General features: G+C 42.9%; 12 protein-coding genes. All 12 read right to left on the bottom strand.

All coding sequences use genetic code 11. The features are described 5' to 3' along the window. A partial coding sequence (locus WC955_12495; GenBank protein ID MFA5859873.1) for a hypothetical protein occupies positions 1-223 on the bottom strand: 223 nt, incomplete at its 3' end. Then, positions 205-738 (bottom strand): HAD hydrolase family protein, encoded by a 534-nt coding sequence (locus WC955_12490; protein ID MFA5859872.1) that lies wholly within the window; start codon positions 736-738, stop codon positions 205-207. The genes WC955_12490 and WC955_12495, both read right to left, overlap by 19 nt. Positions 739-790: 52 nt before the next feature. After that, complete coding sequence (locus tag WC955_12485; GenBank protein ID MFA5859871.1) at positions 791-1,768, bottom strand: KpsF/GutQ family sugar-phosphate isomerase; 978 nt, start codon at positions 1,766-1,768, stop codon at positions 791-793. A 20-nt stretch (positions 1,769-1,788) separates the two neighbouring features. Continuing rightward, positions 1,789-2,010, bottom strand: coding sequence for a zinc ribbon domain-containing protein (locus WC955_12480; protein MFA5859870.1), 222 nt, complete (start codon positions 2,008-2,010; stop codon positions 1,789-1,791). Positions 2,011-2,032: 22 nt separating this feature from the next. Continuing rightward, positions 2,033-2,857: a 3-deoxy-8-phosphooctulonate synthase gene (gene kdsA / locus WC955_12475; GenBank protein MFA5859869.1), complete on the bottom strand. Its 825-nt coding sequence runs from the start codon at positions 2,855-2,857 to the stop codon at positions 2,033-2,035. 12 nt (positions 2,858-2,869) lie between these two features. Further along, entirely contained in the window at positions 2,870-3,259 is a 390-nt protein-coding gene (locus WC955_12470; GenBank protein ID MFA5859868.1) for a response regulator, read from the bottom strand. Positions 3,260-3,303: 44 nt separating this feature from the next. Next, positions 3,304-4,035, bottom strand: coding sequence for a 3-deoxy-manno-octulosonate cytidylyltransferase (gene kdsB / locus WC955_12465; GenBank protein MFA5859867.1), 732 nt, complete (start codon positions 4,033-4,035; stop codon positions 3,304-3,306). 7 nt (positions 4,036-4,042) lie between these two features. Next, the gene (rfaE1, locus tag WC955_12460) at positions 4,043-5,023 is read right to left on the bottom strand and encodes a D-glycero-beta-D-manno-heptose-7-phosphate kinase (GenBank protein ID MFA5859866.1); all 981 of its coding nucleotides are present in this window, start codon (positions 5,021-5,023) and stop codon (positions 4,043-4,045) included. Between the two features lie 3 nt (positions 5,024-5,026). After that, entirely contained in the window at positions 5,027-5,947 is a 921-nt protein-coding gene (locus WC955_12455) for a hypothetical protein (protein ID MFA5859865.1), read from the bottom strand. Beyond that, positions 5,947-6,666, bottom strand: coding sequence for a DUF3108 domain-containing protein (locus WC955_12450; protein ID MFA5859864.1), 720 nt, complete (start codon positions 6,664-6,666; stop codon positions 5,947-5,949). Before WC955_12450 ends, WC955_12455 begins: the two co-directional genes overlap by 1 nt. Before the next feature lie 35 nt (positions 6,667-6,701). After that, positions 6,702-7,277, bottom strand: coding sequence for an HAD family hydrolase (locus tag WC955_12445; protein MFA5859863.1), 576 nt, complete (start codon positions 7,275-7,277; stop codon positions 6,702-6,704). 19 nt (positions 7,278-7,296) lie between these two features. Next, the coding region (locus tag WC955_12440) for a hypothetical protein (protein MFA5859862.1) at positions 7,297-8,153 on the bottom strand (857 nt) is incomplete at its 5' end.

The raw sequence follows: 8,153 nt of genomic DNA, 5'->3' as shown, positions 1-8,153 counted from the left end.
TAGCATCGGGCCCGATAAACGCTTCCCGCGCGGTAAGTTTCCACTGTGTACCTTTGGAAGTAACATTTTGTGTGGTAAAGTTTTGTATTACTTCGCGGGTATCACGCTTATCCACAGCTTTTGCTACATCTTCCGGCAATTTCTTCCCGCAGGAACTAATCATAAATACAGTTTGCACGATAAGTATCAAGTTAAGAAAAGTTTTTATTTCGTGAAATTGCACAGTATACGATCCCACTTTTTTTGTGTCCGCAGGACAAGTTCAATAGCTTCCCTAGCAACTCCGCGCCCGCCGTTTGTCTCACCAATAATATCCACAATATCTTTTACATCACGTACCGCATCAGCGGGACACATAGCTACCGCCGCACGTTTTAGGACAGGGATATCTATGAGGTCATCACCGACACACATTATGTTATCCAGCGTTAACCCGCTTTTTTCACAGATTTCTGTAACTGCTGCGAGTTTATCCCCGCAAGCCTGGTATAAATACGCTATCTTCATCTGTGCAGCATTGACAACCACGTGTTCTGAGTTACGCCCGGAAATCCAGCTGAACTTAAGTTCCGGCACGTGACGCCTGACCAGCGAAAATACGTAGCGATCCTTAACATTCATTGGCTTAATTTCCTCCCTGGAATTAAGGACAATAACCGTCCCGTCGGTAAGAACACCGTCAATATCAAATACTATCATCTTAATGTTCTTTAATTTAGTTAGTACACTTTTTTTCATGGTAACAACAACTACTTCCTATCTACCTAATTACAGGCATATTTCCATGTTTTTACACAATACCCTGGTCCAAAATATCGCGTTCATCAATGATCCCGATCACACGTTTTTTCGTGTCCACTACCGGCAAATTATCGCATTTACGTTCTCTCATTAGTTTAGCAGCTTCCACCGCGAGTTTTTCCGCAGAGATGGCTAACGGGTTTTTTGTCATGACCTCATCAATTTTTTTGCTCAATAAATCCGGCATACGTTCAAGACAGCGCCGTAAATCGCCATCTGAAAAATATCCCAGCAGTTTATTTTTACTATCCACAATACTTACCGCCCCTACACGTGTACGGGTCATCACTAATAACGCAGATTTCACGTTCACCCCGAGAGTTACCACCGGATTATTCTCACCTGTCCTCATAATATCCTTAACAGTCCACAACAACTTTTTCCCGATTGTTCCCCCGGGATGCAATAACGCAAAATGCTCGGGTTTAATCTTTTTCTCACTCATAACACAGACCGCCAAAGCATCACCCAGAGCCAGGCATGCTGTTGTGGACGCTGTAGGCGCTATATTGTAAGGACACGCTTCACGGGTTACCTTATTGCTTAATACCACATCACTGATCCGTGCAAGTGTTGACTTATTATCTCCGGTAATACCGATAACTTTTGCGCCAATCTTTTTTATTGCAGGGATTAACTCCGCAAGTTCTGTTGTCTCACCGGAATATGAGATTAGTATCACAACATCCTGAAGTTCAAGTATCCCGATATCGCCGTGTATACCATCCGTTGGATGCATATACGTTGCCGGTGTACCGGTAGCGGCAAGTGTTGCCGCGATTTTACGCGCAATGATCCCGCTTTTCCCTAAACCCGTAACAATCACGCGGCCTTCACAGTCAGATATTATCCCCACAGCCTTGATAAACCCAGCCCCGAGTTTTGACTGCAGGTTCACTACAGCGGAAGCTTCTATCCTTAAAACCTTCCTTGCGAGATTAAGTGTGCGTTTAGTATTTGTTACCATAATATTATTAGTTTACCGTCTCACCAGTTCTCTACAATATTACGGACATACGGTTTTAATAATACCTGTCCTACGATGAATACTATAAGAAGGATAACATAAATTATCCCCAGGGTTTTTATATGCCATTTAACATCCGGTAACCATGCCGGTGCCATTGTAAGGCTTTGCCCGCATTTACTACAAAACTTAGCGTTATCTTTGTTAGTATTACACCCGCAACGGAAACATTTTACTGCCATAAACGTTTTACCTGCCTCCCCGTTATGCTTTTATTACTTTATCAATCCTTTTTATTGTTTTCAGAATACCGTACAATTTATGTAACGGCCACACAGTTGATGAATCAGACAATGCTTTCCCCGGATTCTCGTGGACTTCCATAAACACCCCGGCAATCCCTACCGCCACCGCTGCACGGGTAAGATCCGGCATGAACTCGCGTTGCCCGCCGCTGCTTGTTTTATTACCCCCAGGCAACTGAGTGCTATGCGTAGCATCATAAATTACGGGATACCCTGTTTTTTTCATTACCGCCAACCCGCGAATATCAACAACAAGGTTATTATACCCAAACATTGACCCGCGTTCGGTCAGTAACACCTTATCATTCCCGGTAGACCGTATCTTATCTATAACATTACTCATATCCCATGGAGACAAAAACTGCCCTTTCTTAACGTTCACCGGTATCCCGGTACGTCCCGCTGCTATCAATAAATCCGTTTGCCGGGAAAGAAACGCAGGGATTTGTATGATATCAACGGTATCAGCAACTTTTTCTGCCTGACATGGTTCGTGGATATCCGTGAGCACAGGCACCCCGACTTTTAGGCGTATTTCTTTCAGTACTTCCAACCCTTCACTAAGCCCAATCCCGCGGAAAGATTTTATTGCACTGCGGTTAGCTTTATCAAATGACGCTTTAAATATAAACGGCACCCCGGCCTGTGACGCTATAAGTTTAATTTTTTTTGCCAGGGTTAACGCCATAAGTTCTGATTCAATAACACACGGCCCTGCGATTAATATTATCCCGCCGGTATTCCCAACACTATACTTCCCAACCTTAATTTTTTTATTACCCATAAATATTCCCGTTTATTTTTTGGCGTTATCTTTCAGTGCTAACGCTTTGTTTACTTTCTCCAACAGTTCTTTCATCTCAAACGGTTTCACAATATAATCCGTTGCGCCAAACAATAACGCATCATGATATGTTGTACGGTCAGATAACGCGGTCATCATGATTACCGGCACATCTTTTTTCTTGGGGTCATGCTTTATCTCCTGGCATAATGTAATCCCGTCGATATCCGGCAGCATTACATCTAGTACCGCTAGGTCAGGCGTTGTTTTCTCAAGAATACCCTGCGCAGTACGGCCAGTATGCGCGGTGACAACTTCGCAGTCAATGGTCTCAAGCCCGCTGCGGACAAGTTCCGCAAGTTCTGGATCATCATCTACGACTAACACAACTTTTTTTGTCACCTTGTTCTCTGCCTCCTTATTTCAACAACATTTTTATTTGTTTCTTACGCTAACACTTTCCTAAGTTTTCTTACATCCGCCAGGGTATCCACTCCGATAGAATCGTATTTAACCACAGCTACTCTTATTTTATAACCATTCTCAAGTACTCTTAACTGTTCAAGTTTCTCGGTTACCTCCGCCTTCGTAGGCGGCAGAACGCTTAACTTCTTGAGAAACACGGTTTTATACGCATAAATCCCAAGGTGTTTATATACCACACACTGCTTTAAATTCCCTTCCCGGGGAAACGGTATGACTGACCTTGAAAAATACAAAGCATCATTGTGTTTGTCAAATACCACCTTTACGACATTAGGATCACTTTTTTCTGCGGTATCAACAATTTTTACCGCCGCGGTTGCCATATACACATCCTTATACACTCGAAGTTCACGCGCAAGCGCGTCAATTGTTGACGGCGCAATCATAGGCTCATCACCCTGGATATTAACCACAGCATCCGCAGGACAGGTTTTAACAACTTCCGCACAACGTTCCGTACCGTTACGGCACGCTGTGGAAGTCATCACTACATTACCGCCAAACGATTTTACTTCATCAAAGATCCGTTTATCATCCGTTGCGATCACAATTTTATCTATTAACTTCGCGCGTACTGCCCGGAGCCATACCCTATGGATAAGCGTTTTCCCTGCGAATTTAATTAACGCTTTCCCGGGTAACCGCGTAGACGCGTATCTTGACGGTATAACACCAATTATCTTTATATTCAACCAAACATTACCTCCCGATGAATGCAGCCTTAAGTTCATCCGGTAATACTGTTGCTGTACCGAGTTTACCCACAACAATCCCCGCTGCATGGTTTGCTACTTCAGCTGCCTGAATTATACTATGCCCGCAGGCAAACATCATCGCTACTACACTGATAACCGTATCCCCCGCACCGGTTACATCGAAAACTTCCTTAGCTAAGGTCGGGAGATTAATTACCTTACCGTTTTTATCAAATACCATCATACCGTTCTCTCCAAGAGTTATTATCAACGACTCGCAGTGCAGTTTATCAAGAATTTCATTCCCAAGATTTTTAATATCATCATTATTGTTTATCGGATACTTATAATGCATACCATTAATTGCTTCGTTTAGGTTAGGTGTCAGGCAGGTTACCCTCTGATAAAACAGGAAGTGTTCAATCTTAGGATCAACAAGTATCGGTTTTTTGCAGGAATTAGCTTTTTTTATTATATTGTTCAACAATTGCCCGCTGATAATACCTTTCCCGTAGTCCGAGATAACAACACTGTCAACTTCAGAAATATAATTTTCTACATTTTTAAATATTTCATCAAGTACAGGTGATGATATTTTATCAGTATTTTCATTATCAAACCTCACTACCTGCTGGTGATTACCGATAACACGCGTCTTAATCGTTGTCGGACGGTTCTCATCAACTATTAAACCGTCAACCTCAACCCCGCTTTTTCTTAGTTTTGACTGTAATTCACTCCCCGCACCGTCATCACCGATTATACTTACAAGATTTACCTTTGCGCCTAAACTCGTAATATTCATCGCAACATTCCCAGCTCCTCCGGCAGTAACCACTTCGCGTTCAACTTTAACAATCGGCACCGGCGCTTCGGGCGATAACCGTGTAACTTTCCCGTGTATAAACTTATCCATCATGCTGTCACCTATTACAAGCACACGTATTTTTTTGAATTCATTAATCACGTCATTAATTTTAATCATTGTTTACACCCTTTCAGTTATCATCATATACAATAACGGCAGCATAAACTCGTGATGGCCGATAAACATATAACCCTTACCCTTAGCCGGGCGTGATACCACATTAACCCTTGCACGGTACTGGTCTATCATATCAAAATTCGCAGCGGTAAAGTTAAAGGTTTTACTACCAAGATTGCGGGTAAGATTCAACGCTTTCAGGAACACTTCGGGCAGTATCACAGCGGAACCAAAGTTCAGTACTACCCCGCCGTTCCCTATCTTCCCGACGATACCCACAAACTTTTTAAAATCCTCACCGCTTGACTTCCCCCATGCCGCACCGTCGTATCCCGGATGCTGTACAACAATATCCGTCCCGATCGCTACATGGACTGTATAAGGCACACCCAGACGGTACGCATTAGCGAAAATACTGACCTTACGATATTTAAGTTTTTGATTATCAATATTCTTACCAATGATACTCCCCAACCCGTTACCCTCGGCAGCACCGCGGGTAACCCACTGGTTCAGCATAACACCGGTTTCCTCAGCCATACCGAACTTACCGGCTGCGAGTTGTTCCTCAACATCTTCAGATGTTTTCCCGTTATACGCAATCTCAAAATCATGGATAATACTCGCACCGTTTGTCGCTAATGCAGTAATAACCCCGCGGGACATAAGGTCTATTACCAGCGGTGCCAGCCCGCATTTGATTACATGCGCGCCGTGCATCAGTATTATAGGCTTACCCTTTTTTCGTGCTGTGATTATAGCATCAACCAATAACTTCATTTTCTTAGCTACCAGTATATCCGGTAATAACGCGTCGTACTTCCCGGTTTTTTTGTATTTTGCTAAATCAACAAACTGATCAGCAGTGACTTTACTAACCCTTTTTGCTAGAGAGTACGTTTTAACCTCACGAAGGTCTAACATTATTTATACTCCTTAAGATCAATATCCATAAATCCTACCGCAATCTCTGTTCGTAACCTTACCGGCAAAAGCGACTCATCGTCTTTTAACCACACAAACAACCGTCCTTTTGCCTTAAAAATCCCATCATCCCGCATTATAGGTTCCATTTTCCAGCAGTTAAACTCTCCTATGGGCAACTTAACTTTTTCCTTACCATAAATCCGTACTTCCAATTTCCACACCTTTTCACCGCTTTGTACATCAAGTTTGGGATGCATCTTCGGTGAAATGTTTTCCAGCTTGCGGATATAATATAAACTTGACAGTATATCCAACACTTTTGAAGGTATTACGATCGGCTCTTTCCGGCCAGACTTATACGCCAATCCTTTCTCCAGGTCGTATAAAACTTTTTCATCTTTAGCATACTTCCCTTCACGCAAAGTTTTTTCGTACCCAACAGAAACATTGTTTTCGTAATCATACCATGATTCGTTAACATCCCTGACTTTATAAATAGAATCAAAAAACGAATTTGATTTTGCTTCCGACCACAGGTGGTAAACGTTCCGCCCGGCTTTAACGGTTTTACTTCTCACTTCAAGCGTAGCATATCCCGCAGGGATAACACCCCAGTGTACTAGATACACAAGCCGTTCACCCGGTCCAAACTTTTTAGCTTCAACGTTTACAGTTGAACACATTAATATAAATGTTAATAACAACAGTTTTTTCATATAAACTTATATTATACCTAAAAAACCCCGATTTTTTACTTTTGTGAATCCCGTATTATCCATCCTGCTGCGTGGCGTAACGTTTTTGCAATAAAGTCAGGTTTTTTCTCCCATTTATGGCTGTCATACAAAAGTTCACCGGGCCCGTATCCCGTAAGGACAAGCACGCCTTTCGCTCCGACATTATGCCCGAGTTTAACATCAATATACTTATCCCCGAGCGTATAACATTTTCGGAGGTTCAACCCAAACTTTTTCTCAGCCTCGAGCAGCATCCCGGGTTTAGGTTTCCGGCAATTACAATTTTCGCTTGTCCCGTGGAAACACATCAATACCCCATCGATTTTAGCGTGTGACTTCTTGATTAAAGTTTTTATCTTAGCATTGAGTTTATCCACAAGTTTACGCGGAACTATCCCCCGCGCAACACCCGACTGGTTTGATACAATAATAACTTTTATTCCTGCACGGTTAAACCTGCGGATAGCTTCTCCAGCATAGGGTAATAGATGTAACCGTGATACGTGATTAATATACCCCATCTCTTCGTTTATCGTGCCGTCACGGTCAATAAATACCGCGATTTGGCTGTTATTACCCTTTTTTTTCATTTTTTTGCTATACATCCTTTCAATCCTGCTGCCCCGGCTGGCGTTTCCACCGGTTATGTACCCAGAACCATAATTCCGGTTCATTCCGTACCCATTCTTCTATATATTTTGCCAGCATCTGCGTATTCTCCACAGCATCAGACCTTATATTCCCGGTATGTTTAAGTTTTATGGGCCCAGTGAACGTAATAACATTTTTACCGTTATTCCCACGTGAAGCACGTGCTGCGATCACTGCCGCCCCGCTTTTTCTTTCAAGCAACGACACCGCCGGGGTTGACGCTGCGGGACGGTTAAAAAAGTTTATGAATATCCCGCCATGCGCGATACTTTGATCCACCGCAATCTCAACAATCATATTCTCCCGGAGATACGCCAAACTTTTTGTTATACCGTTAGTATGCGAGAACTCAATAGCCCCGGATTTTGCGCGTACGGATTTCACCATTTTATCAACTAACCCGTTCTCCAAAGCATGCGTGATCCCGCACACGGGATATCCTTTCCACGCTAATGACGTTGCTATGTATTCCCAATTACCAAAATGCGCAGTGATAAGAATCACGCCTTTCCCTGCTTTCAATGCATCATCGATACACCCGGTACCTTCAAGTACAACAAAGTCATCAATATTGTTTTTGTTAATAGCATCAAGCTTGATGAATTCTATAAGTGTTAACCCTATGTTTTTCCATACATCATTCGCGATCCTGCGTACCTTCACCGCATCTTTTTCAGGGAATGATAAAGTAAGGTTTGACAGCATTAACTTATCCCTCTTACGGACAATACTTTTAGCGAGCATACCAAGTTCCCGGCCCAACCCCCTGGCTGAACCCCAGGGCAGCGACAGGACTAAACCTTTCCCTATTTTTG

The organism is Elusimicrobiota bacterium (genome assembly GCA_041658405.1).
Taxonomy (GTDB): Bacteria; Elusimicrobiota; UBA5214; order JBBAAG01; family JBBAAG01; genus JBBAAG01.
This window is presented reverse-complemented; position numbering and strand designations above follow the sequence as displayed.

Coding starts and splice junctions, on each gene's coding strand:
- WC955_12490 (MFA5859872.1), bottom strand. CDS start 738: ATGAAAAAAAGTGTACTAACTAAATTAAAGAACATTAAGATGATAGTA.
- WC955_12485 (MFA5859871.1), bottom strand. CDS start 1,768: ATGGTAACAAATACTAAACGCACACTTAATCTCGCAAGGAAGGTTTTA.
- WC955_12480 (MFA5859870.1), bottom strand. CDS start 2,010: ATGGCAGTAAAATGTTTCCGTTGCGGGTGTAATACTAACAAAGATAAC.
- kdsA (MFA5859869.1), bottom strand. CDS start 2,857: ATGGGTAATAAAAAAATTAAGGTTGGGAAGTATAGTGTTGGGAATACC.
- rfaE1 (MFA5859866.1), bottom strand. CDS start 5,023: ATGATTAAAATTAATGACGTGATTAATGAATTCAAAAAAATACGTGTG.
- WC955_12455 (MFA5859865.1), bottom strand. CDS start 5,947: ATGTTAGACCTTCGTGAGGTTAAAACGTACTCTCTAGCAAAAAGGGTT.
- WC955_12450 (MFA5859864.1), bottom strand. CDS start 6,666: ATGAAAAAACTGTTGTTATTAACATTTATATTAATGTGTTCAACTGTA.
- WC955_12445 (MFA5859863.1), bottom strand. CDS start 7,277: ATGAAAAAAAAGGGTAATAACAGCCAAATCGCGGTATTTATTGACCGT.